The organism is Devosia sp. Root413D1 (genome assembly GCF_001425235.1).
GTDB lineage: Bacteria > Pseudomonadota > Alphaproteobacteria > Rhizobiales > Devosiaceae > Devosia_A.
This window is the reverse complement of record NZ_LMEA01000010.1, coordinates 114,474-138,974: the sequence shown is the minus strand read 5'-3', so window position 1 is coordinate 138,974 and position 24,501 is coordinate 114,474. Positions and strand designations below refer to the sequence as shown.

Genomic DNA, 24,501 nt, shown 5'->3' with positions numbered 1-24,501 from the left:
GGTCGGCCCGCACCGGCGTTCATCTAGTCCGGCCTAAACCCGCGCCAGCTCCCGCAGCATCACCGTCGCCCGCTCGAACCGCTGCTGCTGCCGCGCAATCCGCTCCGCCCGATCGGCCCTCGGCAGGAAAACCCTGCCCCGCGCCGCGGCGCCGACGGTCAGCCCAAGTGCCTTCGCTGCGGCGCGATAGGCGCCGAGGCTCGCGGCCAATACCGGATACTGCGGCACCGTGACCTCGCGGCCCAGCACGTCGGCCATGATCTGCGGCCACACCGCGCTCTGCGCGCCACCGCCCACCAGGTAAACCGGCCCAACGGCGCCCATGGCCCGCACATTGGCGGCGATGGCGAACGCCACGCCTTCGAGCGCCGCATAGTAGAGCGCCGCCGCGCTGTCGCTAGCCGCGACATTGGCGAACCCGGCCCTGAGTTCAAGGTCGACGAACGGGGTGCGCTCGCCGTTGAGATAAGGCAGGAACAGCGCCCCGCCGGGTGCAGCATCCGCCTCATCCGCCAGCCGCTCGGCTTCGGAGAGGGTCAGACTCAGCGTGTCACGGGCCCATTGCGCCGCCGCGCCGGCAGAGAAGATCGGCGCCACCTCGATCAGCCCGCCATGCAGCGGATGCGACAGCCGATAGTATGGCCGCGGCGTTCGCTCGGTCAGCGCGGTGACACCCGCCACCCAACCGCTGGTGCCCAGGTAGATGCTGACCTCATCGGGCTGCTCCGCCCCGCTGCCGATGGTCGTCGCTGCGGCATCGCCACAGCCGTTGATCACCGGGATGCCAGCCGGCAGACCCAGCGCAGTCGCGGCCTCAGCCGTCAGCCCGCCGAGCACGGTTTCTGCCGCGAGGATCGGGGGCAGCAAGCCGCGATCGATGTCGAGCAGTTCGACCAGCTCAGCCGACCAGTCGCGCGTGCCGATATCCATCAGCCCGGTGGTGCTGGCGCAGCTCGGATCGGTGGCTGCGACACCGGTGAGCCGCAGCGCCAGGTAATCCTTTGAGCCAGGCAGCACCCACTCGGCGCCTTTCGGCCCAAGCGCCAGCAGCTTGAACGCCGTCATCAGCGGCCGCGGCGCATTGCCGAGGATCGCCGTGGCATCGGCCGCCGCGAGCCGCGCCACCACCGCCTCGAAGGCTTCCGTCCCGATCGGATCGGAATAGAGCGCCGCGTCGCGCACTGGCGTGCCGACCGCATCGACGGCGATCAGGTTCTCCATCATCCCGGTCAGCGACAGCGCCGTGACGCCGTCGCGTGGCAGCCTGCCCAACGCCTCGACCGCGGCGCGCCACCAGTCCTCCGGCGCCCGCCGATGCGGCGCACGCTGCTCGGGGTAGCCGGCATCGGTGGTGGCGATCACCGCGCCGTCGTCGGCGAACACCGTCGCCTTCAGCGCCGAGCTGCCGCAATCGAGCACCAGGATGCTCATTTCGCCCGCCCCACCCGGCGCAGCAGCACGGCCACGAGAATGATCACCCCGGTCATGATCTTCTGCACGAACGGCTCGACCCCGACGATGGTCATGCCGTTGACCATCACCCCAGTGATGGCGACGCCGAGCAGCGTTCCCGCCACCGTCGGCGCTCCGGTCGGCGATGCCGTGGTGCCGATGAACACCGCCGCATAGGCCGGCAGCAGCAGCGGCTCGCCCATGGTGTGCTGCACGCTGCCCAGCCGCGACGCCAGCAGCAGCCCGGCGAGGGCCGAGAGGCCGCCGGCAATGGCGAAGGTGACGATGACGTCGCGGACGATCGGCAGACCGGCGAGCCGCGCTGCCTGTGCATTGCCGCCGATGGCCCGCAACCGCCGCCCGAACTCGGTCTGCGTCAAGACGAACGCCGCGACCCCCAGCACCGCGACGATCCAGAAGCCCAGCACTGGAATGCCGAACACGTCGCCGCGCGCCAGGCTCTTGAAGCCATCCGGCACCGACTGGAACAGGCTCTGCCCACCACTGAGCCCGAAAGCGAAGCCCGAAAGGATGGTGCCGAGCGCCAGCGTCGCAACGAAGGACGGAATGCCGAACCGCGCCACCAGCACCCCATTGGCGGCACCGCCGATGATCCCCACCAGCAGCGCTGCCGGCACCGCCAGCCACACGTCATAGCCCTGCCCGAACAGCACGAAGCAGATCACCGCCGCCAGTGACGCCGAAAAGCCGACCGACAGGTCGAACTCCGAAATGGTCATCACCAGCGTCGCCGCGGTCGCGACGATCGCCAGCGTCGCCATCTGCTGGACGAGGTTGAACACATTGGCTGGCGACGCGAATGCCGCAGGCGCCGCGATCGAAAAACCGATGCAGAGCAGCACGAAGGCGATCAGCGTGCCGAAGCGATTGAGATTGGTGCGGGTCACGCCGCCTCCCGAGACTGCGCGGCCGCCGACAGCGCTTCGGCGCTCGCCTCCGCGCGGGTGAAAACTTTAACGATGCCGCCCTGCCGGAACACCGCGATACGGTCGCCCAGTTCCAGCGCCTCGTCGCGGTCCGAGGTCGAAACCAGCACCGCATTGCCGTCGGCGGCGATGGCCCGGATGATGTCCTTGATGGTCGCCTTGGCCATCACGTCGACGCCCTCGGTCGGCTCATCGAGCAGCATCACCTTGGAGTGCCGGTTGGCCCAGCGCGAAAAGATCAGCTTCTGCTGGTTGCCGCCGGACAACGTCCGCGCCAGCTGTTTCGGGTCGCGATAACTGAGCGACACCCGCTCGGCAGCGACAACAAACTCCGCCTCTTCGGCCTTCACATCCGGCACCGGCAGCCCGCGCAGGCGGCGATAGCCCGACAGCAGCGGCAGCGTCTTGTTGAACACCAGGTCCTCGTTGACGAACAGCCCGCTGCGATGTCGGTCGGCCGGCACGCACGACACGCCCCGGGCAATCGCCTGCCGCGGCGAGCGCGGCGCATAATCCGCACCGGCGAGCCGCATCTTGCCGACCCAGGGGATCGCCCCCCAGATCGCGTTGAGCAGGCTCGAGCGTCCGGACCCGGCCAGCCCATAAAGCGCGATCACCTCACCGGCATGCACGTCAAGTCGCGCCGGCCGGGTCAGGTCGCCTGCCGTCACGCCATCGATCTCGATAATCTTGGGCGCGCTGGTGTCGGTCGCCCGGTTCGAGCGCTCCGAGGCGCTGCCGCCCATTGCCGCGATCATCGCCTCGGGTTTCACTTCGCCCTCGGCAAAGCGCGCCACGATCCGCCCGTCGCGGATCACCACGGCGCGTCCGCAGAAATCGGCGATCTCGTCGAGCCGGTGGCTGACCAGGATGATCGAGGTGCCGCGCTGTCGCGTGCGGCGCAGCACGTCATAGAACCGCTCGGCATCCTCTGCCGGCAGCGCCGCGGTCGGCTCGTCGAGGATCAGCAGGCGGCCCTTGTCGGCCACCGCCCGCAACAGCCGCACGAACTGCCGCTCGGCCGGCGGCAGGAACATCACCGGCAGGTCGAGATCGAGCTCCGGCGCGATGTCGGCCGCCACTTCGGCAATCGCCGCGCGCATCGCTTTGCGGTCGATCCGTCCGAACCGCCGTGGATAGGCGCGGCCGAGATAGCAGTTTTCGACCGTATCGAAGCCCGGCACCAGCGGCGCATCCTGGTGGATGACCCGGATGCCCGCCGCGTAGGCATCATGCGCCGAGTGAAACTGCGTGAGGCTGCCGTCGATGCGGATCTCGCCCGCATCGGGTCGATCCGCGCCGGCGATGATCTTGATCAGCGTGGATTTGCCGGCGCCGTTCGGCCCGACAAGCCCGAGCACCTCGCCCTCGGAAAGGGCGAGGCTCACGTCCTCGAGCGCGTGGGTTGCGCCGAAGCGCCGGCTGATCCCGGAAAGGTCCAGCAACGTCAGGGACAGGTGACGCCGAGGCTCTCGCGGGTGATCAGTTCCACCGGCGCGTAGAGTTCGTCGGCCTTGGCGCTGCCGCCGGCGAGGATGGTGTTGAGCTCGCCGGCCGCGATGCTGGCCATCTCGCCAAAGCCCTGGCGCACGGTGCCGATATAGGCGCCGCAGGCCTTGATCAGGTCGATCGCCTGCGGGTTGCCGTCGATGCCGGCAATGACGATGCCCTTGCGGCCCGCCGCCTCGATGGCGAGGTTGGCTCCGATCCCCGGCTCGTCCCAGGCCGCCCACACCGCGTTGATGGCGCCGTCGCCCGGGTTGGCGAGCAGCATCGCATCCATGGCGGCGCGGCTGTCATCGACCTGGCCCGGTACTGCCACGTAGTGATCGGCCACCTGCTTGATCGCAGGGTTGGCCTTCAGCGCCGCATCGAGCGCCAGCTCGCGCTGATGCACGCCCGGGTGTGCCGAGTAGAAGAAGCGCACGATGTTGCCCTTGTTGCCGATTTGATCGAACAGGAACTTGGTCATCGTCTCGCCGAGCACGTAGTTGTCGGAGGTGACGTTGAGCACGCTCGAGGCGTTCTTGGCGCCGTCGATGGTGATGACAGGCACGCCCGCCGCCTTGGCCTTGTCGACCTGGTCCTGGATCTGCGCCGGGTCGACCGACACCAGGACAATGGCGTTGGCGCCGCTGGTGGTCGCATCCTCGACGCGGCTGGCGAAGGCCGCCATGTCGCCGGCGGTGTCCACCACGTCGACGGTCCACTGATACTCGGTCGCCTTGGCCTTGAACGCCTCGATCATCTCGCCCGTGGCGATCGCCGCGAGGAACGGGGTGATCACCGAGACCTTCTCGCCGGCGGCGAGTGCCCCCGAGGAGACGCCGAGCGCCAGGATGGACGCGAGCCCGAGGGCTGCGATGGATTTATGCATGGGATTGTCCTCCGAGAATTCCGCGCGAACATATCGGCGCCGTTTGAGGCCGCAAAGCCCTTCCAACGGAGAATCCGTCAGCTGAGCCCGTAGCTGTCGAACTGCCGCCAGGTCTCGGTGAGCTCGATCACCTGCCGGCTGGCCCGCGCCTCATCGATCTTGATCGCTGTCATCCCCGCCACCAGCCCGTCGACGATCGACACCGGAAGCGACGCGCCATCGGTCAGGTGGGCGAAGATATCGGCCACCATCTGCTCGTCGGCGCCGTAATGTACCGAGGTGCCCTTGGTCTCATAGCGCTTGTCGACCATCCGTTCGCCGGTCCGCGCATCGTGCATGCGGTAGAAGTTGCGCACGAAATCGCCCTCGGCCATGCCATGCGTGCCGATGACGGTGAAATGCCGGTACTCGTCGGGCACATTCAGGTTGGTGTGAAAGCAGAGGTTCTCGCCGCCGGAATATTCCACCAGCGCCGTCTGGTAGTCGATGATGTCGCCATCGCCGTCCCACACCCGGCTATTGCTCTCCCAGCCACCGGGTTTGCGGAAATACACGTCGAGATCGTTGATCCCGGCCTTGGTCGGCATGTTCTCGGGCACGAAGGTCTTGCGCCCGCCGAAGCTCGCCACCCGCACCGGCCGATTGCCGACCAGCCCCTGGTAGAGGTCGATATCGTGGCAGCACTTTTCGAGGATGAAGCCGCCCGAATAGCCGCTGCGCCGCCGCCAGTCGCGCATGAAGAACGCCCCATGGTAGGGCGCGATGTGCTCGCTGGCCTCGATCGAGGTGATCTTGCCGAGCGCGCCCGAACGATAGCTCGCGACGAGGTCGCGATAGAGCGGCGCATAGCGCAGCACCAGGCCGATCATCACGCTGTCGGCGCCGCCGCTCTGCTTCAACAGCTCGAGCAGCGCATAGGTATCCGCCTCGGTGGTCACCACCGGCTTTTCGGTGAACACCTTCAGGCCCGCCTCGAGCCCGATCCGAATGTGATCGAGATGCATGTGGTTGGGCGAGCCGACCATCAAGAGGTTGAGCTTTTCGGCCTTGAGCAGCGCCTCCGGCGTTTCATAGGCGGGCCCCGCATCGATCCCTGCCCCGGTCAGTTCCGGCATCCCATAGGGCGTCGGATCGACATAGCCAACCAACCTCGCGCCCGGCACCTGCTGCACCGCGATCCGCGCCAGGTACCCTACCCGGGCGCCAAGCCCGACAATTCCGATCTTCACGTCAAATTTCTCCTCGAGGCGGCGCAGAAGCTAGATCAGTTTCCGGTAGACCGCCACCGAACCACCCTGCTGCTCTGATGCACGCTACTTGGGACGCAATGGGTAGCGCCGGTACGCGAACCAACGCTCTGCAAGCACCCCAAACTCGATGTCATCCCAGCCAAAGCTGGGACCCAACTCACAGCCCGCGCAAGTGGATGGATGGGTCCCAGCTTTCGCTGGGATGACACCGGTGGGTGGGCACGACCACGCGCATAAGGGCCTGTGCCGGGATGACATCGTGTTCGGGGCGATTACACCGATTCCCGCTCGATCACCCAGCCATCGCCAGCGAGAAAATCATGCTACTGCGCAAACAACGTTCCATATAGCGGAACGCAACTCAGCGACCGAACATCAAATTGCTGCGCGTTTTGCCGCTGAAACGGGAAGCTACTTGCCATACGCACATATCCTATGCAGACTATCGGCATGCAAAAAGAGTTTGCATTCCACATTATGGAATACGACGGCAGCACAGGCGCGGTGCACTGCCGACGGCACAGGGGGTCAGATGTGGAGGCGCCGCGCCACGCACAGATTTTTAGGGACAATCGGAAGGGACGATTCAACATGCAGTCTAAGGGAAAGTTCGGCCAGCGCCTCGGCGCCATCGCCGCGGCTGCGATCATGCTGGCAGCCTTTGGCGGCGCCGAAGCCATGGCCGCCTCGCCGCGCGCCGCCGAGAACAAGGTGGTGCTGATCGCCCGACAGGATCCGGGCACGCTCGACTACGTCACCAGCGGCCTCACCGCGCTGCGCCTGTGGATTCCGGCCAACGTCGTCGAGCCGCTGATCTATTTCAACAAGGACGGCTCGGTTGAGCCCGGCGTCGCCGAGTCCTGGACCATTTCCGACGACAAGCTGACCTACGAGTTCAAGATCCGGAAGACCAACTTCTCCGATGGCACCCCGGTGACCGTCGAGGACGTGATCTACTCGCTCAACACCATGAAGGCCTCGCCGGTCGTCAACAACTCGTCGGCCTACAATGCCGTCACCGCCATCGAGAAGGTCGATGACCAGACCGTCAAGGTGACGCTGTCGCAGCCGAGCCAGAACTTCTGGCGCGGCATGGGCTCGGTCGCCGGGCTGATCCAGCCCGAGCACGCCGCCGGCAGCATCGCCACCAACCCGATCGGCACCGGCCCCTACGTGCTGAAGTCCTACACCACCAACTCGACCTTCGAGTTTGAAGCCAACCCGAACTACTGGGGCACCAAGCCAACGATCACCGCCGCCACCGTGCGCATCGTGACCGACGGCACCGCCGGCCTCAATGCGCTGGAAGCCGGTGAAGTCGATGCCGTTCCGGTGATCACCATTGACCTGTGGGAACAGCTGACCAAGCGTGAGCTCGACAAGAAGTTCACGCTCGTCACCTACCCGCAGATCGGCGAGCCGACCTACGCCGTGTTCAACCAGAAGCTCGACCCGGCTTTGCGCCAGGCGCTTGCCGCGACGCTCGACCGCCAATCGTACAACGACGCCTTCGGCGCCGCCTGGGGTGCCGAGAACACCTGTACCTTCGCGCTGCCCAACCAGCCCTGGTACTCGCCGGAAAGCCCCGAAACCTGCCCCTACCCGTTCGACTATGAGGGCGCGATGGCCAAGGCTCCGGAGTTCGCCTCGACCCCGCTCGAATACGCTTCGCTGAGCGACGTGCCTGACCTGTCGCTGCCGGCCGACATCATGATCCCGGCGATGCAGGGCGCCGGCTTCAACGTCACCCGCAACGCCATTGACCTCGCGCGCTACAGCCAGCTGATCTTCCAGGGCCGTCCGCCGCAGTTCGATATCACCGTGATGTCGGGCGACGCCGAGCCGACCCAGTGGGCCTGCCCCACCCCGGACAAGGCCGGCTGGAGCACCTATTGCAGCGCCGAATACACCCAGGCGCTGAGCGATGCCGACAAGGCGACCTCGGATGAGGACTACCTCGCCAAGATGAAAGAGGCCGCCGACATCCTGCGCAAGGACGCCGTCATCGTGCCGCTGATCGCCAAGAAAGGCGTCGGCCTGTTCGACGGCGAGCTCAAGGGCTTCCTTGAGCCGCGCGTCCTCGTCGCAATCGAGATCGGCAAGCTGCACTGGTAAGTGTAGCCTGATCCAATCCGCGAGCCGCCGGCCCGTGCCGGCGGCTCGCACCAGGTTTCTGCGGCCCCGAACAGGCCGCTTCGTCAAGGGTTGAGCTGAATGGCAATCTACGCGCTGCGCAAACTTGCGTTTTTTCTGGGCGCAGTCTTCGTTGCCTCGCTGGCCATCTTCATTCTGATCCGTGCTGCCGGCGGCAACGTGGCCGCCATCGTCCTCGGCAAGGACGCCACCGCCGAGGCGATCAACGCCCTCGCGCACGCCTATGGGCTCGATCAGCCGCTGCCGGTCCAGTACTTCAACTGGATCACCAACATGCTGCAGGGCGACCTCGGCCAGTCCTTCCGCACCAAGGAAAGCGTAGCCGAGCTGGTCACCGCGCGGCTTTCCGTCTCGGTGCCGCTCGCTCTCTCGGGCCTGCTGCTCGGCCTCATCATCGCCATCCCGGTCGGCACTTACGCCGCGCGCAACGTGGGAAAGCCCTCGGGCGCCGTGCTGGCGCTGATCAGCCAGATCGGCATCGCCGTGCCGGTATTCTGGGCCGGCATCCTGCTCTCGGTGCTGTTCGGCGTGAAACTCGGCTGGCTGCCCACCGGCGGCTGGACCGATTGGCGCGAAAGTCCGATCGGCGCCATTCGCTCGCTGGTGCTGCCGGTGCTGTCGCTCGGCCTGATCATGGCCGCGGTGCTGATCCGCTACGTGCGTTCCGCCGTGCTCGACGTCATGAACCAGGACTATGTGCGCACCGCGCGCGCCGTCGGCATGACCCGCACCCAGGCGCTGCTCAGCGTTGGCCTGCGCAACGCGGCGCTCCCCATCGTCACCATTGTCGGGCTGCAGATCGCCGAGCTGATCGGCGGCACCGTGATCATCGAGATGGTGTTCTCGCTGCCGGGCCTGAGCCGCATGATCCTCGCCAACGTCGCGGCCCGCGAGGTGATCGTGGTGCAGTCGACCGTCATGCTGATCATCATCTTCGTCATCTTCGTCAACTTCGTCGTCGACCTGCTCTACGGCGTGCTCGATCCGCGCGTCCGGAACGCGGCGTGAGAACGGAGGCATCCCCATGAACACCACCACCGCCCCCGCAGTCACCCCGCGCCGCCGGCGCCGCCTCGAGCTCAACGCCTCGCTGGTCGTCGGCGTCGTGCTGACCATCGGCTTTCTGGTCATCGCCATCGTTTCGTTCTTCTGGCTGCCCTCGAACCCGAACATCCCCAACATCAAGAACCGCATGCTGCCGCCGGGCACCGTCGACCACTGGCTCGGCACCGACGGGCTCGGCCGCGATATCATCGCCCAGCTGATGGTCGGAGCGCGCACCTCGATCCTCGTCGGCGCCGGCGGCGCCACCATCAGCCTGATCCTCGGCACCGTCGCCGGGCTGGTCGCCGCCGCCTATGGCAAGATCGCCGACGAAACCATCTCGCGCGGCGCCGACATCATGCTGTCGATCCCCGGCATGGTGACCGCGCTGGTGCTCGCCGCCACCATGGGCTCGGGCGCACTCACCACCATCTTCGCGCTCACCGCCTTCTTCACCCCCTCCTTCACCCGCGTCATCCGCTCCGCGGCGATGAGCGTGCTGCAGGAGGATTTCATCACCTCCGCCAAGCTCTACGGCCGCGGCAAGCTGTTCATCCTGGCGCGCCACGTCATCCCCAATATCGCCGGTGTAATGATCGTCCAGTTCACCCTCTATTTTGCCGCCGGCATCCTCACCGAGGCGGGCCTTTCCTATCTCGGCGTCGGCGTCACCCGGCCCTCGATCTCGTGGGGCATGATGCTCAACGAAGCCCAGCAGACCGTCGGCATTTCCTCGCCGCTCGCCATGTGGCCCGGCCTCGCCATCGTCATCGTCGTGCTCGGGCTGAACCTGCTCGGTGACGGGTTGCGCGATGTGCTCGATCCCAAGCTGAAGCGGAGGAGCTGATGACCTCGGCCAAACCGCACGCCATCGAAGTCAAAAACCTCGAGGTCACTAACGGTGACGTCACCGCCGTGCGCGGCGTCTCCTTCACCATCCCGCAGGGCGGCCGCATGGGGCTGGTCGGGGAATCCGGCTCCGGCAAGTCGATGACCGCGCTGGCGCTGATGGGCCTCTTGCCCATGGGCTGGAGCACCCACGGCAGCATCCTCCATGACGGCGTCGACCTCGTCACCCAGTCCGACAAGGCGCTGTCGAGCCGCCGCGGCCGCACCCTCTCCATGGTGTTCCAGGATCCGCTCAGCTCGCTCAATCCGGTGCGCCGCGTCGGCGACCAGATCAGCTCGGTGATCCGCCGCCATACCGGCGCCGACAGGAAGGTTGCCGAGGCGCAGACCATCGAGCTGATCAAGCAGATGAACCTGCCCCGCCCCGAGCAACTGGTGCGCGCCTACCCGCACGAGATCTCGGGCGGCCAGCGCCAGCGCATCATGATCGCCATGGCGCTCGCCTGTTACCCGCAGCTGATCATCGCCGACGAGCCGACCACTGCGCTCGATGTCACGGTGCAGAAGCAGGTGCTGCGGCTGCTCAACGGCGCGGTCCGCGACCGCGGCTCGGCGCTGCTGATGATCACCCACGACCTGCCGATCATCGCCGCCATGTGCGACACCGTCGCCGTGATGTATGCCGGCCGCATCGTCGAGATCGGCCCGGTGCAGGAGGTGTTCCGCAACCCCAGGCACCATTACACGCGCGGCCTGCTCGACAGCCAGCCGACCATGGACAATATCGCGCTCGACGGCTCGTCGCGCCTCGTCTCGATCCCCGGCATGGTGCCGCCGCTGCACAGCCTGCCCACCGGCTGCGCCTTCAACCCACGTTGCCCGGCAGCCACCGACAAGTGCCGCGAGACCATGCCGGAACTGGGCAGCGACGGCATCAGCGCCGCCTGCTGGCACCCGATCAACGTCGCCGGCGAGGTGGCCGCGCAATGAGTGCCGTGACCCCATTCCCCGCCGACGCGCGCCCGCTGCTCGAAGTCCGGCAGCTGAGCCAGGTCTACAACCTCAACCGGCAAAAACTGTTCGTCCCGCGCCCGAAGCTCAAGGTGCTCGACAGCATCGATTTCTCGGTGCGCCCCGGCGAGGCCGTCGGCCTTGTCGGCGAATCCGGATCGGGCAAGACCACCCTCACTCGCATGCTCACCGGCGTCGAACGTCCGGGCGAAGGCCAGGTGCTCTATGACGGCGTCGACGTCTGGACCGGCGGCGAGGCGCACCGAAAACTGTTCCGTCGCTCGGTGCAGGTGGTGCTGCAGAACCCACGCTCCTCGCTCGATCCGCGCATGCGTGTCGGCACTTCGCTGCTCGAGCCGCTGCGCAGTTTGAGGATCGAAGGCGACCACGCCGCCCGCGTGCTTGAGGTGCTCGACCAGGTCGGGCTCGACAAGAATGCGCTCGAGCGCTTCCCGCATGAGTTCTCCGGCGGCCAGCTGCAACGCATCGCCATCGCCCGCGCCCTGATGCCGGGCCCGAAAGTGCTGATTGCCGACGAGCCGGTCTCCGCCCTCGACGTGTCGATCCAGGCGCAGGTGCTGAACCTGCTTAAGGACCTGGTGCGCGACCTCGGCCTCAGCCTCGTCTTCATCGCGCACGACCTGTCCGTCGTCGCCTACACAACCAGCAAGGTCTATGTGATGTCGTCTGGCAAGATCGTCGAAGTGGGCAAGCCGCTCGACCTGTTCCGCACCCCACAGGCCGAGGCGACACAGGCGCTCGTCGGCGCTGTGCTCAGCGTCGAAGCGGGTCTCGCCGGGAACGCACTCGCATGAGCCAGTGCGTCGCCATAACAGGTTCTACCACCGGCATCGGCTATGCCATCGCCGAGGCCTTTGCCCATACCGGCGCGCGGCTGGTGATCAACTCGCACCTCGCTGACGATAGCGGGGCAGCCGCGCGGCTCGGCAAGCTGACCGAATGCCACTTCGTCCAGGCCGATCTCTCGACGGTGGCTGGTGCGCAGGGCTTCGTCGCGGCGGCGCGCGCGAAACTCGGTCGGCTCGATACGCTGGTCAACAACGCCGGCACTTATCTCGACACCAATTTCGACGACCTCACCGAGGCGGCGTTCGACCGCACCTTCAACCTCAACGTGAAAGGCTACCTCTTCGCCGCGCAGGCCTTCGTCAAAGGTCTGGCGCCGGGTCAGGAGAATCCGAGCATCATCTGCACCGGCTCGACCAACTCACTGGCGGCCGAAAAGAACAGCGTCATCTACGACACCTCGAAGGGCGCGGTGCTGATGCTGGTCCGCAACCTTGCGGTCACGCTCGCCGAACGCGGCATCCGCGTCAACGGCATCGGGCCGGGGATCATCGAGACGCCCCTGTCCGCGAAGGGGCTGGCGGCGCCGGGCGTGCGCCCGGCGCTCGAACGGCAGATCCCGCTCGGTCGCGTCGGCATGCCCGACGATATCGGCGGCACCGCCGTCTTCCTCGCCTCACCCGCCGCCCGCTACATCACCGGACAGATGCTCTATGTCGATGGCGGCATCCTCGCCAATCAGATGTCCTGGGAGCCCCAAGCATGAGTGAAAAACTCCGCTACGCCGAGACCGGCGAAGTGCACCTCGATTTCCATGGCGCGACCGACACCACCATCGAGTTCATCATCGGCAAGTTCGGCCTTGCCGCGATGGACGATATTTTCCGCAAGGTCGGCAAGGACGTCTATCGCTCGATCCATGAGGATCTGCTGGCCGGCGATACCGGACAGTTGGTGCGCCACTGGCGGCACTTCTTCGATCGCGAGAACTGCGACTACGATATCGCGGTCGGCGACGACGAGATCGTCCTCACCGTCCGCCACTGCACCGCCTGGCACCACGTCGCCAAGCTTGTCGGCACCCCCTCGCCGCATTTCTGCGACCAGACCACCCGCACCAATGAGGGCATGGCCGAGGGCTCGCCCTTCGCCATCGACACCGAAATCACCGGCCCCGGCGCCTGCCGCCAGGTCATCAGGAGGCGCACATGATCCCGTCCGATCACTACACTCGCTTCTACAACGAGGTGTTCAAGTTCCTCGAGGCGCAGGGTGAGGAGGTGCTCGAAGCCTATTTCCTCGCCATCTCGAAGAACCAGGAAAAGCACATCCTCGAGCTGATCCAGACCAAGGGTCTCGCGGGCATGGAGGAGTACTGGACCCACATCAAGATCGAAGAAAACTGCGACATGGACATCGACCGCAACGAGGATCGCCTCGAATTGCGGATGAATGTCTGCCCGAGCCTGAGCAAGGTCATGGACAACGACGCCGAGCCGATGGGCCGCTACTGCGACCACTGCGCCGGCTGGATCGGCCCGATCTTCGACAAGACCGGCTACCACCTGGTCTATGACGTGATCGATAGGAAGAAACCGCAATGCGTCATGCGGGTGTTCAAGGATGCGGCGAAGGCCAAGGAAGCCGAGAAGGACGTAAAGCTGCTGATGGGATGGCCGGGGCACAAGGTCTGAACCGCTCGATAGGCCGGTGCGGGCTGCCCCCCACCCCTGTCCCCTCCCCGCAAGGGGGAGGGAGACCCCCGCACTGACATCGCAGTCTGCGTCTCCCTCCCCATGTTTAGGGGGAGGGATCAAGGGTGGGGGTCAGCCCGCACCGGCGTCAGTTGGTGCCCGTCACGCCCACGGATCCGCCACCTGCGGCCATAACGGCCGCCCGGCATGCGGCAGTGGCAGCGTCCGGAAATCCGGCGATGAAGTGCCCTCGGCCACCGCGTAGATGATCCGGTCGGCCACCGGCGCGAAGCCGGCATGGAAGTGCTGCGCCGACTTCAGCACCACCGTCCGATAATCGCGCAAATCGATGCCGAACTGCGTAAACGCATCCGGATTGAAGGTCTGCGTGCGGATGGTGTTGATGACGATGTGGACGCCGCCGGCATCGAGCAGCACCGCATCGCCCATCGGCATCTTGCCGTCGCCATAGCTCACCTTGGCATCATGGATGAGCTTCAGCACCCTGGCCTCGACATCCACCGGCCGGCCCGACATGGCGCTGACCTTGCCGCCGATCCGTAGCCCCAGCGTCGCGCCTTCGCCGGCCTCTTCGCAGATCCGCACCGCCGCGGGGTCCCATAGCAGCCCGAACAGTGCCCGCTCGGCTTTCGCGGCGAGCAGCGGCTCGAGCAGGAAGGTCGAGTCGCTTGCCGCACCGCACCCGGCATTGTCGGAGATATCGGCGACCACTGTGCAGCCATTGCCGCCAGCAATCGCCGCCATCGTCTCGGCCACGTCGAGCAGGTTTGCCGCATAGGTCTCGCGCAGCGCCCAGATGCGGTCGCCGAGTTCCTTTGCCACCGCCTCGGCCAGCGCCGCATCGCCATCGGTCACCACCAGCGTCTTCGCCCCGACATCGGGCACATCGGCCCAGGGGAAGCCGTGCCCGAAGCTGACCGACAGGATATTGTCGCACTGCTCGGCCGCCTGCATCCAGTCGACCAGCGCGCGCACTGGCGCATCCGAAGTGCGCCACACATCGAGCATGCGAAGATCACGCAGCGCCATCACCGGCTTGATCTCGCCCAGCACGGTACGGCGCCCCAGCTCGAACAGCTCCGCCCCGCGCTCGGCGACATCGGTATGCGGATACTCCTTGTAGAGCACCAGCAGGTCGGCATGGCGCATCAGCCGCTCGGAGATGTGGCAGTGGAGGTCGAACTCGACGCCCACGGTGACCTCAGGCCCGACCACCTGGCGCACCATCTCGACCAGCTCGCCCTCGCAGTCGTCGCACTGCTCCGACGCCATCGCGCCATGGAGGTTCAGCAGCACCAGGTCGAGCTGACCGGCGGCCCGGAGGTCGCCGAGCAGCGTATCTCGCAGTTCCTCCCATACCGCCTGCACCGTACGACCCGCCGGCTGCGCAAAGGCCGAGAGGCTTTCGATCACCTCGTCACCCGCCGCCTCGGCGAGGCGGCGCCACTCCCTCAGCGGCAGGACGAAATAATTGTCCGAGCTGAGGCTGGCATCGCGGCGGACCCACAGGGTTTCCTCGAACGTCTTCCGTCCGGTCGGCAGTGGCGAGAACGTGTTGGTCTCAGTGCCTAGCGCCGCGATGAAGATGCGCATCAGACAGCCCCGAAGCCCTTAAGCCCGACATCGCGCGCCGACGCCTCGAGCTGCTCGAGTGTCGCCGCATCTACGGGCACGCCCTCCGCGAGGCGCTTCGCCCTCGTCTCGAGCTCGGGCATCCCCGGCAGCTTCACACTGCCGCCGCCCTCGTTCTCCGACAGCACCCAGCCCAGCACCGCTTCCATCTCGGCCGCGAACGGTCCGGCTGTCCCCAGCCGCTCCGGCGAGACGATCACCGAGAACATCGAGTTGATCACCGCGCCGCTGCCCGCCTTCTCATGCTGCGTCGGCGCCCCGACCAGCGCCGCACCCAGCAGCTCGCAGGCCAGCATCAGACCCCAGCCCTTATGCTCGCCGAACGTCGTCAGCGAACCCGGCGGGGTTTCGAACAGGGCACCAGGGTTGATGGTAGGCTTGCCCTGGTTGTCGAGCAGCGCCCCGGGCGGCAGCTCGACCCCCTTGTTGTGCGCCACGCGCACCTTGCCGGCAGCGAGCTTGGAGGTGGCGAAATCCACCACCACCGGCGGCGCGCCATCGCGCGGGAAGGCTGCGGCAAATGGGTTCGTGCCGAGCCGCGATTGCGTGCCGCCGAACGGCGCGACGATGGCGCCGGCGACCACGTTGACGAAATGGATCGACACCATGCCGGCCGCCGCGCACTGCTCGGCCCAGTGGCCGATGCGCCCGATGTGATGGCTGTTGCGGAGGCTGACGATGGCACTGCCTTCGTCCTTGGCGCGGGCGATGCCGAGCGCCATCGCATCATGCGCCATCACCTGCCCGGCGCCCTGCCCCGCATCGCAGATCAGCATGGCGCCGGTATCGATCGCCACCTTGAGGCTCTGGTTCATCACCATGCCACCGGACTTCACGCCGTTGATATACATCGGCACCACGCCGACGCCGTGAGAATCGTGGCCACGCAGGTTCGCTTCCACCAGATGCTCGGCGATCAGTTGGGCTTCCCGCGGCTCCGACCCGGCGGCGCGGAAAACACTTAGGGTATTCGCCTGCAGCCGGTCCCACGGGACAAGGTGCATCTTGGTCTCGGACATTCGATGGTTTCCTTGAAAACTTCAGATCGCGGCGGTGAGTCCGCCATCGACGGTAATGACGCTGCCGGTGGTGTAGCCCGAGGCGCGTGAGGCGAGATAGAGGGCAGCCGCACCGAGTTCGGGTGGATCGCCCCAGCGCGCCATCGGCGTGCGGTCGGCAATCTTCTGCTGGAACTCCGGCACCGCGCCGCGCAAAGGCGCGTTGCCATCGGTGAGGAAGTAGCCCGGCGCCAGGGCATTGACGGTGATGCCATTGGGCGCCAGTTCCACCGCCAGCCCACGCACCAGCCCATGCAGCGCGGTCTTGGCCGTCACATAGGCACTGATCCCCGGCCGGGCGACCGTGGCGTTGATCGACGAGACGAAAACGATCCGCCCGTAACCCGCCTTGATCATCAATGGCGCCGCATGCCGCGCCAGCCGCCATCCGGCGGTGAGACTGCCATCGATCACCGATTGCCACTCGGCTTCGTCGAGTTCGACGAACGGCTTTCGCACCCCGGCGGCGGTGTTCGAATAGAGGATGTCGAGCCGCCCATGCCGGGCCGCGATATCGTTGAGCGCCTCGACCGCCGCATCGCCGTCGGCGGCATCGAAGGCCGCGATCTCGGCGCTGAACCCCCAGCCGAGCATCTGCTCGAGCCGCTCTTCGAGCAACTCGGCACGCCGCCCGGTCAGCACCACGCGGGCGCCCGCGGCAGCCAGCGTCTGCGCCACCGCCCAGCCAAGTCCCCTGGAGGCGCCGGTGACCAGCGCCACCTGGCCCGAGAGGTCAAAAAGCTGCGCCGGATTGCGCGGTGCCGGTTCTGTCATCAGCTGTATTCGATCCGTGGGTCGATATAGGCGTAGAGCACGTCGACGGCCATGTTGATGCCGATATAGAGCACCAGGATCACCACGATGCAGCCCTGGATCAGCGGATAGTCGCGCGTGCTGATCGCCTGGATCAGCAACCGCCCGAGCCCCGGATAGGTGAACACCGCCTCGGTCACCACCGCCCCGCCGATGAAGTTGGCCATCATCAACCCGACAATGGTGACGAACGGCAGCAGCGCATTGCGCATGATATGGGTGCCGACCACCTGCCGCTCCGGCAGCCCCTTGGAACGCGCGGTGCGCACGTAGTCGGCGCGCAATTCGCCGACCAGCGAAGCGCGCAGGAACCGCGCCAGGATGCCCGAGACATAGACCCCGAGCGTCAGCGCCGGCAGCGCCAGGTTGCGCAGCGCCGCCAGCGGATCTTCCCAGATCGGCACGTAACCCGAAGCGGAAGGCAGCCAGTGCAGTTCCACCGCGAACAGGAGGATCAACAGGATCCCCAGCCAGAAGGTCGGCACTCCCAGCGCCAGCGCGCTCCAGGCGCTCAGCACCCGGTCGATCCACGAGCCGGGCTTCAGCGCGCTGAGGATGGCGACGGGAATGCCGATCAGCAGCGACACGATGGTCGCCGCCACCGCCAGGTGCAGCGTCGCCGGCAGCCGCTGCCCGATCAGGTGCAGCACCGGCTCACGGCCATGGATCGACATGCCGAAATTGCCCTGCAGGGCATTCCACAGCCAGTCGAGATATTGCACCACCGCCGGCCGATCGAGACCGAACTGCTTCTCCGCCGCGGCGATCGCCTCGGGTGTGGCGTTCTCGCCCACCAGCATGCCGATCGGCCCGCCCGGCACTGCGAAGATCATCGCCCAGATGCCGATCGAGGCCAGCAGCAGCACCGGCAGCAACTGCCCGAAACGCCGCAACACGAAGCCGATCATGGTGTGCCCCCGACCTTGGCGGGCGTGACGACCTCGCTGCGGTTCTCGAGAATGCCGGCCAGCGCCCGACCGATAGTGTCGAAGCTGAGGATGGTCAGCGTCAGCACGATGCCCGGCAGCACCGCATAGTACGGCGCCTCATGCAGGTAGGATTTGCCGGTGCGCAGCATCTCGCCCCAGCTCGGGGTCGGCGGCGCCACCCCGACGCCGAGGAAGGACAAGGCCGCCTCGAGCAGGATCGCTACCGAGCAGAGCACGACGATCTGGACGAAGATCGGGCTCCATGAGTTGGGCAGGATCGTGCGGAACATGTTGTAGGCCGAGCTGCCGCCGAACGCCTCGACGGCGGTGACGAAATCGCGCCGCCTGAGCGACAGCACCTGTGCCCGGGTGATGCGGGCAAAGCTCGGAATGCCGGTAATCCCCACCGCGATCAGCGCTGCCACCTGGCTGCGCCCCAGCACCGCGATCATCGCCATGGCGAAGAGGATCGCCGGCAGCGCCAGCAGCACATCGACGAAGCGCATCAGCGTCGCGTCGCGCCAGCCACCGAAGAACCCGGCGACCAGCCCGATCGGCACCCCGATCACCGCCGCGATCGCCACCGCGCCGGCCGCAGTGAGCAGTGAGGTCCGCGCCCCGAACACCACGCGCGCCAGGATATCGCGGCCCACCTCGTCGGTGCCGAACCAATTGGCTGCCGATGGCCCGTTGAGCGCGTTGACCAGCTTCTGTGCATAGGGGTTGAGCGGCAGGAAATCCGCCAAGATCGCCGCCAGCGTGATGCCGAGGAGGAACAGCAGCGCCAGCGCCGAACCGGGGCTACGCAGCAGCCGCTGCAGCACCGATCGTGTCGAGTGGAGGAGCTTCATCGCGCCGCCTCCAGCTGCCGTTCGGCGACCACCGACAACGGCCCGGCATGGTGGCACGACGTACGTGTCTCGAGCCCCGGGTAGGCCGCGAATACCGGCGCCTCGCTGCGGCAGCGCTCGGTGGCGCGAAAGCAGCGCGGGTGGAAGGTGCAACCGCTGGGTGGCTTGGCCGGATTGGGGATCTCGCCTTCCAGCACGATGCGCCGCCGGCTGTCGCGCACCGCCGGATCGGGCACCGGCGCAGCAGAGAGAAGGCTCTGCGTGTACGGGTGGATCGGCTGGTCGTAGAGCGTGTCGCGTCCGCTCTCTTCGACGATGCGGCCCAGATACATCACCGCCACGCGGTCCGAGATGTGCCGCACCACGCTGAGATTATGCGCGATGAACAGGTAGCCGAGCCCCAGCTCCCGCTGCAGGTCCTGCAGCAGGTTGATCACCTGCGCCTGGATCGACACGTCGAGCGCCGCCACCGGCTCGTCGAGGATCAGCAGCCGCGGCTTGAGCGCCAGCGCCCGGGCAATGCCGATGCGCTGCTTCTGCCCGCCCGAGAACTCACTCGGGTAGCGCCCCAGCATCGAGCGCGACAGCCCGACCATATCGAACAGCTCGGCAATGCGCGGCGCGCCGCCCATTTCGTCATAGATGCCGTGGATGCGCAGCGGCTCGGCGACGATGTCTTCGACCGTCAGCACCGGGTTGAGCGAGGCATAGGGGTCCTGGAAAATATACTGCATCTGCCGGCGGGCCTTGCGCATCTGGGCGCGCTCCAGCCCGACGATCGACTGACCCTCGAAGCGGATATCGCCGCCCGTCGCCCCGATCAGCCCCATGATGGCGCGCCCGGTGGTGGTCTTGCCGCAACCGGATTCACCGACGAGGCTCACCGTCTCGCCCGGTCGCACCGAGAGGCTCACGCCATCCACGGCCCGCACCCAGCCGATGGTACGGCGGAGGATCGAGGATCGAACCGGGAAATGCACCTTGAGGTCATCGACGACGAGCAGCGGGTTGGCCGGCGGGGTGGCTCCGCCGGCCGCCTCGCGCGGCGTGGCAACTACGCTCGCAACGGGGATCTCGTCCGCATAATGACAAGCTGCCTGCTGCAGCTCGTTGACGACACGTAGGGATGGTTCTTCGCCGCTGCAACGGGCCCGACCCACCGCCAGGGCGCAGCGCGGGTGGAAACTGCAGCCGGTCGGCAGCGCGCTGGGCGTCGGCGGCTGCCCGGGAATCGGGTCGAGCCGCGCATCGGTGGTGTCGATCCGCGGGATCGAGCGCAGCAGCGCCCGCGTATAGGGGTGCCGGGGTGAGCGGAACAGCTCGGCCACCGGGCCGGTCTCGACGATCCGGCCGCCATACATCACCGCCACCCGGTCGGCGACTTCCGCCACCACGCCAAGATCGTGGGTAATGAGGATCACCGCCGCGCCGGTCTCGGCCTGTCGCCGCGCCAGCACTGCCAGCACCTGCGCCTGTACCGTGACGTCGAGCGCCGTGGTCGGCTCGTCCGCAATGATCAGGTTCGGCTGTCCGGCCATCGCCATGGCGATCACCGCCCGCTGCCGCATGCCGCCGGAAAACTGATGCGGATACTGAGCGACCCGTCCTTCGGGATCGGCGATATCGACTTCGCGCAGCAGCTCGGCGGCGCGTTTCTGCGCCTCGCCCTTGGCGAGCAGCCCGTGCGCCACCTGCCCCTCGGTGATCTGCCGGCCGACCGGCAGCACTGGATTGAGCGTCGTCGTCGGGTCCTGGAAGATGAAGCCGACATCGCGCCCGCGCATCTGGCGCAGCGTTTCCGGCTCGGCCCCGATCACCTCGAGCTTGCCGAGCCGGATCGAGCCGGAGACCCGCGCGGTCTCGGGCAACAGCCCGGTGATCGCGAGGGAAGTAACGCTCTTGCCCGATCCGCTTTCGCCGACGATGCAGAGCACTTCATTGGCGTAGACGTCGAAATCGACGCCCCGCACCACAGGCACCGCACGACCGGAACCGGTGAACTCCACCTTGAGATCCCTGACCGACAGGACTGGAACGCTCTTCGGGTCCATGTCGGGCCGTGCGGCGCCTGCGTCAGCCATTACTTGAAGCCGATCGTGCGGGCGACGAGCAGGTTATCGATATCGAGCGTGAAGCCGCCGAGCTTGTCGGAAGCAACGATCAGCCCGGTATCGACGGTGTTGGTCGGAACGGCGAACGAGTCCGTCACCAGCACGCGGTTGAGCTCGGCATAGGCCGCCTTCACCGCATCCTCCGGGCCGGAAGTGGCGTTCACCTTGTCGATCGCCGCCACATAGTCCGGGAACGGATGCGGGTCTTTCAGCACCGGGTTCTTGGCCGTGCGGTAGATCGAGTTGGTGGCCATGCGCGACGGGAACTTCTGCGCATTGCCGACCGCCCCGAAGGTGGCCCAGAAGTCGCCGCCCAGCAGCGCATCGGTGTATTCGGCGCCCTGGCGGACATCGAGTTCGATATTGATGCCGGCTTCGGCCAGGGCGCTCTGCACGATCTGGCTGATCACCACGCCCGGCTCGTCATTGCCGAACACCAGCATCTTCCAGTCGCTCATTTCGGCGGCCGACAGGCCCGAGGCCGCGAACAGTTCCTTGGCCTTGTCCATGTTGTAGGCGAACTCGGCGGTATAGGCCGCGTCGAACGCCGGCGAGGCCGGTGCCCAGGGCAGCGCCACGACGGTGCCGAGACCCGCATAGGCCACCTTCACCATGCCTTCGCGGTCCATGACGTAGTTGAAGGCCTGGCGGAATTTCTCGTTGGTGAAAGGCGCGCGTGTCGCATTGATGCGGAACACCTGCACCAGCGAGCCCGGCCCGCGGATCACCTGGTAGCCCGCATCCTGCAGCCGCACGGCGTTGCGCGCGGTGCTGCCATAGACCATGTCGATCGAACCCGACTCGAGCGCCGCGCTGGCCGCCGCGTCGTCAGCGAAAATAGTGAAGACGATCTCGTCGAGGATCGGCTCGTTCTCGCGCCAGTAGTTGGGGTTCTTCTTCATCGTCAGACTCTGCCCGACGGCACGATCGGCGAGCAGATACGCCCCGGTGCCGGCCGGCACCGTTTCGACCGTCGAGATCCCCGCCGCTTCGATCGGGATCATGAACTGCAACAGGTCGGTGATCTGCTTGGTCGGCGCCGGCGCCTTGAAGTTGATGGTGATGGTCGTCGCATCGGGCGCTGCCCAATCCTTGACGATCGCCATGGTGCCGAAAACGTTCTTGCCGAGGTCGGGGTTGGCCGCCTTCTCCAGCGTCGCCACCACGTCGGCCGAGCTGAACTTGCCGCCCGAGGCGAAGGTCACGTCGTCGCGCAGCTTCAGCGTCACCGAGCTGTTGTCGGCGTTGATCGTCCATTCCGTGGCAAGGCTCGGCACCGCCTCGCCTTCCGGCGTGTACTCAATCAGGCTGTCATAGAGGTTCTTGATCAGGTGGAAATTCACCGTCGAGAACTGCTGCGGATCATAGTTGGTCATGTCGGCGAGCAGGCCGACACGCAGCGTACCGCCCTTCAACTCCTGGGCTTGGGCGGTGACCGGTGCAACGATGGCGGTGCTGATCGGGGCGACGGCGGCGAACAGCGCCAACCCCAACAGTCTCAAAGGCTTAAGAAATCCGTACTTCATGCAAGCGACTCCCCTGTGAGTTCAAAAGACGTGACGGCAACAGGCAGAATGAAATCAGGTCCGCCGGCTTGGTCCCGGCTGCGACGACACGGCGCGCCAGTCCGGGACCCGATCGAGCGGGTACATCGGCCGCGGCACCCGCTTCCATGGCAGCGTGAACACATCCGACTGGCCGGGGCCGCGCGTATCGGCGCGGATCACCCGCGAGGTCAGCGGCGCGAAATACTGGAAGTTCGACGCTGTCTTCAGCACCGCGATCTTGTAGTCGCGCGGGTCCACCCCCATCGCCTCGTAGAGCTGCGGCAGGTTGCCGGCGAGCCCACGCAGCTCGGTGATCATCATGGTGATCGGCCCGACATCGAAGATCACCGCCTGGCCGAGATCGACCTCGTTCTGGTGGCCGTCGGTGATGTGGATCATGCCGCCGCCGACGGTCCGCACCGTGCCCGTCACTTCGAGCGGGGTGAAGAACTCAGTCGCCGCATCGCCGCCGAGCAGCAACGTCACCTGAGCGCCCTCGCCGGCTTCGCTGAGGGTCTTCGCCGCACCCGGCGAGATCAGCGGCACCAGCGCCTTGCTCTTGATCTTCAGCCGGAGCATCGCCTCGAGGATCAGGTTGCTGTCGCCGGCCGAGCCGCCGAACACCGTGTCGCCGGTGTCGGAGAGCACCACGATACCCTCGGGCTCGGCATCCGCCATGCGCACCGCATCGTCGATCGACACCGCCTCGCGCACCTGGAAGTCGTCACGCAGCGACCAGCAGAGATCGGCCAGTTCGTCCGCCAGTTTCTCGGCCAGCGCCTGGTCGTTGTCGGTGACGACAATGGTCGCCCAGCCGCCCTCGGCCACATCCAGCCAGGGCTGCATCGGGTAGTTCGACGCCTGCAGCACCCGCGGATCTGCTTCCATGGCGCGCGCCCGGTCGAACCAGACCTGCATCGGCCCCTTCGAGGTGAGGAACTGCTCCTGGTGCGACACCAGCGGGATCTTCCGCCACGCCGTGGTCGGCCTGAGCTTCTTCGTGAGGATCTTGAGAAGCAGCTCGGTGCCGATCACCCCGGTATCGAACGTGTCATGCGGCTGCGTCCGGTGTCCGACGATGGCGTCGACGCTGTCGACCATCTTCTGCGTCACGTTGGCGTGGTGATCGAGCCCCAGGACGATCGGCACGTTCGGCCCGAGGATTTGCCGACAGAGCGCTGCCTGTTCGCCCTCGACATCGTCGATCCCTTCGGCGGCGCAGGCCCCATGCAGCTGCAGCGCCAACCCGTCGATCGGCCCCTCGGCCAGCGCCGCCTTGAGTCCTTCGCGGATCTTGTCATCGAAATAATCGTAAGAGGCCCGGTCGATCCGCCCGCCGGCCACCGCCCAGGCACGGATGATCGGCACGATCTCGATGTCGAGACCGGACTTCTCGATCACCTCCAGGAAGCCGCCGACCTGCCCGAGCCCGCGCAGCTTCTCGATGATGTCGCGACCCTCGTAGATGCCGAACGCCTCATAGTCCGCCATCGTGGTGAGGACCGGATTGAAGTCGTTGGTTTCCTGGGCGACGTGAATAACGGCAATACGCAAAGCCAATCTCCGGCAACGCCATCCCGTCCCGCCAAATGAGGTTTGGCGCGGTGAACAGTCGTATCGGTTCTCCAAAGGCGAAGAACTTCAGAATAGTCTCGGAAACGGAGCGCTAAGCCATTGCGATCACAGGGCGCACCCGTAGATCATCACGCTATTAACGGCCCAAAATGGTGTCAATGACGTGGAGTTTCGTCAGAGGGAACAACGGCGAGTGGGAGTATCGACCTTAGGAGTGGCTGGGAGAAAGGGTGAAGGACCTCTCGGCTAACCCAACACGATCACCCCACCTACGATGTCATCCCAGCGAAAGCTCATAGGCGCTAAGGTAGGATTTCGGTTGCCTGTCCCCCAAACTCGGTGTCATCCCCGCGAAAGCGGGGAACTCCGTTTGCGATAG

21 protein-coding genes are annotated in these 24,501 nt (G+C 66.4%); 8 read left to right on the top strand and 13 right to left on the bottom strand.

Annotation, left to right across the window (positions count from 1 at the left end):
• Window positions 1-33 precede the first annotated feature (33 nt).
• The 5 genes from ASC89_RS15350 to ASC89_RS15330 all read right to left on the bottom strand — a co-directional run bounded on the left by ASC89_RS15350 (window position 34) and on the right by ASC89_RS15330 (window position 6,005).
• Window positions 34-1,431 (bottom strand): FGGY-family carbohydrate kinase, encoded by a 1,398-nt coding sequence (locus ASC89_RS15350; RefSeq protein ID WP_055999314.1) that lies wholly within the window; start codon window positions 1,429-1,431, stop codon window positions 34-36.
• Window positions 1,428-2,360, bottom strand: a complete 933-nt coding sequence (locus ASC89_RS15345) for an ABC transporter permease (protein ID WP_055999312.1) — start codon at window positions 2,358-2,360, stop codon at window positions 1,428-1,430. Before ASC89_RS15345 ends, ASC89_RS15350 begins: the two co-directional genes overlap by 4 nt.
• Window positions 2,357-3,844 carry a sugar ABC transporter ATP-binding protein gene (locus ASC89_RS28510; RefSeq protein ID WP_055999309.1) on the bottom strand — a complete coding sequence of 496 codons (1,488 nt, stop codon included), beginning with the start codon at window positions 3,842-3,844 and terminating at the stop codon, window positions 2,357-2,359. The genes ASC89_RS15345 and ASC89_RS28510 overlap by 4 nt, the downstream gene beginning before the upstream one ends.
• 2 nt (window positions 3,845-3,846) lie before the next feature.
• The gene (locus tag ASC89_RS15335; RefSeq protein ID WP_055999306.1) at window positions 3,847-4,776 is read right to left on the bottom strand and encodes a substrate-binding domain-containing protein; all 930 of its coding nucleotides are present in this window, start codon (window positions 4,774-4,776) and stop codon (window positions 3,847-3,849) included.
• Between the two features lie 77 nt (window positions 4,777-4,853).
• Complete coding sequence (locus ASC89_RS15330) at window positions 4,854-6,005, bottom strand: Gfo/Idh/MocA family protein (RefSeq protein WP_055882802.1); 1,152 nt, start codon at window positions 6,003-6,005, stop codon at window positions 4,854-4,856.
• Window positions 6,006-6,617: 612 nt separating this feature from the next.
• Between ASC89_RS15330 and ASC89_RS15325 the strand changes: the two genes are divergently transcribed.
• The 8 genes from ASC89_RS15325 (at window position 6,618) to ASC89_RS15290 (ending at window position 13,585) form a co-directional block, all read left to right on the top strand.
• Window positions 6,618-8,141, top strand: coding sequence for an ABC transporter substrate-binding protein (locus ASC89_RS15325; RefSeq protein ID WP_055882800.1), 1,524 nt, complete (start codon window positions 6,618-6,620; stop codon window positions 8,139-8,141).
• Window positions 8,142-8,240: 99 nt separating this feature from the next.
• Window positions 8,241-9,188 carry an ABC transporter permease gene (locus ASC89_RS15320; protein WP_055999302.1) on the top strand — a complete coding sequence of 316 codons (948 nt, stop codon included), beginning with the start codon at window positions 8,241-8,243 and terminating at the stop codon, window positions 9,186-9,188.
• 16 nt (window positions 9,189-9,204) lie between these two features.
• A complete protein-coding gene (locus ASC89_RS15315) occupies window positions 9,205-10,071 on the top strand; it encodes an ABC transporter permease (RefSeq protein WP_082533405.1) in 867 nt (288 codons plus the stop codon).
• Window positions 10,071-11,063 (top strand): ABC transporter ATP-binding protein, encoded by a 993-nt coding sequence (locus ASC89_RS15310; RefSeq protein WP_055999296.1) that lies wholly within the window; start codon window positions 10,071-10,073, stop codon window positions 11,061-11,063. Before ASC89_RS15315 ends, ASC89_RS15310 begins: the two co-directional genes overlap by 1 nt.
• Complete coding sequence (locus ASC89_RS15305) at window positions 11,060-11,899, top strand: dipeptide/oligopeptide/nickel ABC transporter ATP-binding protein (protein ID WP_055999293.1); 840 nt, start codon at window positions 11,060-11,062, stop codon at window positions 11,897-11,899. The genes ASC89_RS15310 and ASC89_RS15305 overlap by 4 nt, the downstream gene beginning before the upstream one ends.
• Entirely contained in the window at window positions 11,896-12,657 is a 762-nt protein-coding gene (locus tag ASC89_RS15300; RefSeq protein ID WP_055999291.1) for an SDR family NAD(P)-dependent oxidoreductase, read from the top strand. The genes ASC89_RS15305 and ASC89_RS15300 overlap by 4 nt, the downstream gene beginning before the upstream one ends.
• Window positions 12,654-13,103, top strand: coding sequence for a hypothetical protein (locus ASC89_RS15295; protein ID WP_055999288.1), 450 nt, complete (start codon window positions 12,654-12,656; stop codon window positions 13,101-13,103). The genes ASC89_RS15300 and ASC89_RS15295 overlap by 4 nt, the downstream gene beginning before the upstream one ends.
• Window positions 13,100-13,585, top strand: coding sequence for a hypothetical protein (locus ASC89_RS15290; RefSeq protein ID WP_055999285.1), 486 nt, complete (start codon window positions 13,100-13,102; stop codon window positions 13,583-13,585). Before ASC89_RS15295 ends, ASC89_RS15290 begins: the two co-directional genes overlap by 4 nt.
• Window positions 13,586-13,747: 162 nt before the next feature.
• Here the strand turns inward: ASC89_RS15290 and ASC89_RS15285 are convergent, their stop codons facing one another.
• Genes ASC89_RS15285 through ASC89_RS15250 form a run of 8 tightly spaced genes read right to left on the bottom strand, consistent with a single transcriptional unit; the run spans window position 13,748 to window position 24,101 of the window.
• On the bottom strand, window positions 13,748-15,199 hold the full coding sequence (locus ASC89_RS15285) for a M81 family metallopeptidase (RefSeq protein WP_055999282.1): 1,452 nt from the start codon (window positions 15,197-15,199) through the stop codon (window positions 13,748-13,750).
• On the bottom strand, window positions 15,199-16,257 hold the full coding sequence (locus ASC89_RS15280) for a malate/lactate/ureidoglycolate dehydrogenase (RefSeq protein ID WP_082528294.1): 1,059 nt from the start codon (window positions 16,255-16,257) through the stop codon (window positions 15,199-15,201). Before ASC89_RS15280 ends, ASC89_RS15285 begins: the two co-directional genes overlap by 1 nt.
• A 21-nt stretch (window positions 16,258-16,278) precedes the next feature.
• Entirely contained in the window at window positions 16,279-17,070 is a 792-nt protein-coding gene (locus tag ASC89_RS15275) for an SDR family NAD(P)-dependent oxidoreductase (protein WP_055999279.1), read from the bottom strand.
• Complete coding sequence (locus tag ASC89_RS15270) at window positions 17,070-18,017, bottom strand: ABC transporter permease (RefSeq protein ID WP_055999276.1); 948 nt, start codon at window positions 18,015-18,017, stop codon at window positions 17,070-17,072. Before ASC89_RS15270 ends, ASC89_RS15275 begins: the two co-directional genes overlap by 1 nt.
• On the bottom strand, window positions 18,014-18,889 hold the full coding sequence (locus tag ASC89_RS15265) for an ABC transporter permease (RefSeq protein ID WP_055999273.1): 876 nt from the start codon (window positions 18,887-18,889) through the stop codon (window positions 18,014-18,016). The genes ASC89_RS15270 and ASC89_RS15265 overlap by 4 nt, the downstream gene beginning before the upstream one ends.
• Window positions 18,886-20,970 carry an ABC transporter ATP-binding protein gene (locus ASC89_RS15260; RefSeq protein WP_082533404.1) on the bottom strand — a complete coding sequence of 695 codons (2,085 nt, stop codon included), beginning with the start codon at window positions 20,968-20,970 and terminating at the stop codon, window positions 18,886-18,888. Before ASC89_RS15260 ends, ASC89_RS15265 begins: the two co-directional genes overlap by 4 nt.
• Window positions 20,970-22,526 (bottom strand): ABC transporter substrate-binding protein, encoded by a 1,557-nt coding sequence (locus ASC89_RS15255; RefSeq protein ID WP_055999268.1) that lies wholly within the window; start codon window positions 22,524-22,526, stop codon window positions 20,970-20,972. The genes ASC89_RS15260 and ASC89_RS15255 overlap by 1 nt, the downstream gene beginning before the upstream one ends.
• 54 nt (window positions 22,527-22,580) lie before the next feature.
• Window positions 22,581-24,101 (bottom strand): M81 family metallopeptidase, encoded by a 1,521-nt coding sequence (locus ASC89_RS15250; protein ID WP_055999265.1) that lies wholly within the window; start codon window positions 24,099-24,101, stop codon window positions 22,581-22,583.
• Between the last annotated feature and the right edge of the window lie 400 nt (window positions 24,102-24,501).

Bases quoted from the DNA above. Each gene is read 5' to 3' on its own strand.
- ASC89_RS15350 (WP_055999314.1), bottom strand. From the start codon at position 1,431: ATGAGCATCCTGGTGCTCGATTGCGGCAGCTCGGCGCTGAAGGCGACG.
- ASC89_RS15335 (WP_055999306.1), bottom strand. From the start codon at position 4,776: ATGCATAAATCCATCGCAGCCCTCGGGCTCGCGTCCATCCTGGCGCTC.
- ASC89_RS15325 (WP_055882800.1), top strand. From the start codon at position 6,618: ATGCAGTCTAAGGGAAAGTTCGGCCAGCGCCTCGGCGCCATCGCCGCG.
- ASC89_RS15320 (WP_055999302.1), top strand. From the start codon at position 8,241: ATGGCAATCTACGCGCTGCGCAAACTTGCGTTTTTTCTGGGCGCAGTC.
- ASC89_RS15315 (WP_082533405.1), top strand. From the start codon at position 9,205: ATGAACACCACCACCGCCCCCGCAGTCACCCCGCGCCGCCGGCGCCGC.
- ASC89_RS15310 (WP_055999296.1), top strand. From the start codon at position 10,071: ATGACCTCGGCCAAACCGCACGCCATCGAAGTCAAAAACCTCGAGGTC.
- ASC89_RS15305 (WP_055999293.1), top strand. From the start codon at position 11,060: ATGAGTGCCGTGACCCCATTCCCCGCCGACGCGCGCCCGCTGCTCGAA.
- ASC89_RS15300 (WP_055999291.1), top strand. From the start codon at position 11,896: ATGAGCCAGTGCGTCGCCATAACAGGTTCTACCACCGGCATCGGCTAT.
- ASC89_RS15295 (WP_055999288.1), top strand. From the start codon at position 12,654: ATGAGTGAAAAACTCCGCTACGCCGAGACCGGCGAAGTGCACCTCGAT.
- ASC89_RS15290 (WP_055999285.1), top strand. From the start codon at position 13,100: ATGATCCCGTCCGATCACTACACTCGCTTCTACAACGAGGTGTTCAAG.
- ASC89_RS15285 (WP_055999282.1), bottom strand. From the start codon at position 15,199: ATGCGCATCTTCATCGCGGCGCTAGGCACTGAGACCAACACGTTCTCG.
- ASC89_RS15280 (WP_082528294.1), bottom strand. From the start codon at position 16,257: ATGTCCGAGACCAAGATGCACCTTGTCCCGTGGGACCGGCTGCAGGCG.
- ASC89_RS15275 (WP_055999279.1), bottom strand. From the start codon at position 17,070: ATGACAGAACCGGCACCGCGCAATCCGGCGCAGCTTTTTGACCTCTCG.
- ASC89_RS15270 (WP_055999276.1), bottom strand. From the start codon at position 18,017: ATGATCGGCTTCGTGTTGCGGCGTTTCGGGCAGTTGCTGCCGGTGCTG.
- ASC89_RS15265 (WP_055999273.1), bottom strand. From the start codon at position 18,889: ATGAAGCTCCTCCACTCGACACGATCGGTGCTGCAGCGGCTGCTGCGT.
- ASC89_RS15260 (WP_082533404.1), bottom strand. From the start codon at position 20,970: ATGGCTGACGCAGGCGCCGCACGGCCCGACATGGACCCGAAGAGCGTT.
- ASC89_RS15255 (WP_055999268.1), bottom strand. From the start codon at position 22,526: ATGAAGTACGGATTTCTTAAGCCTTTGAGACTGTTGGGGTTGGCGCTG.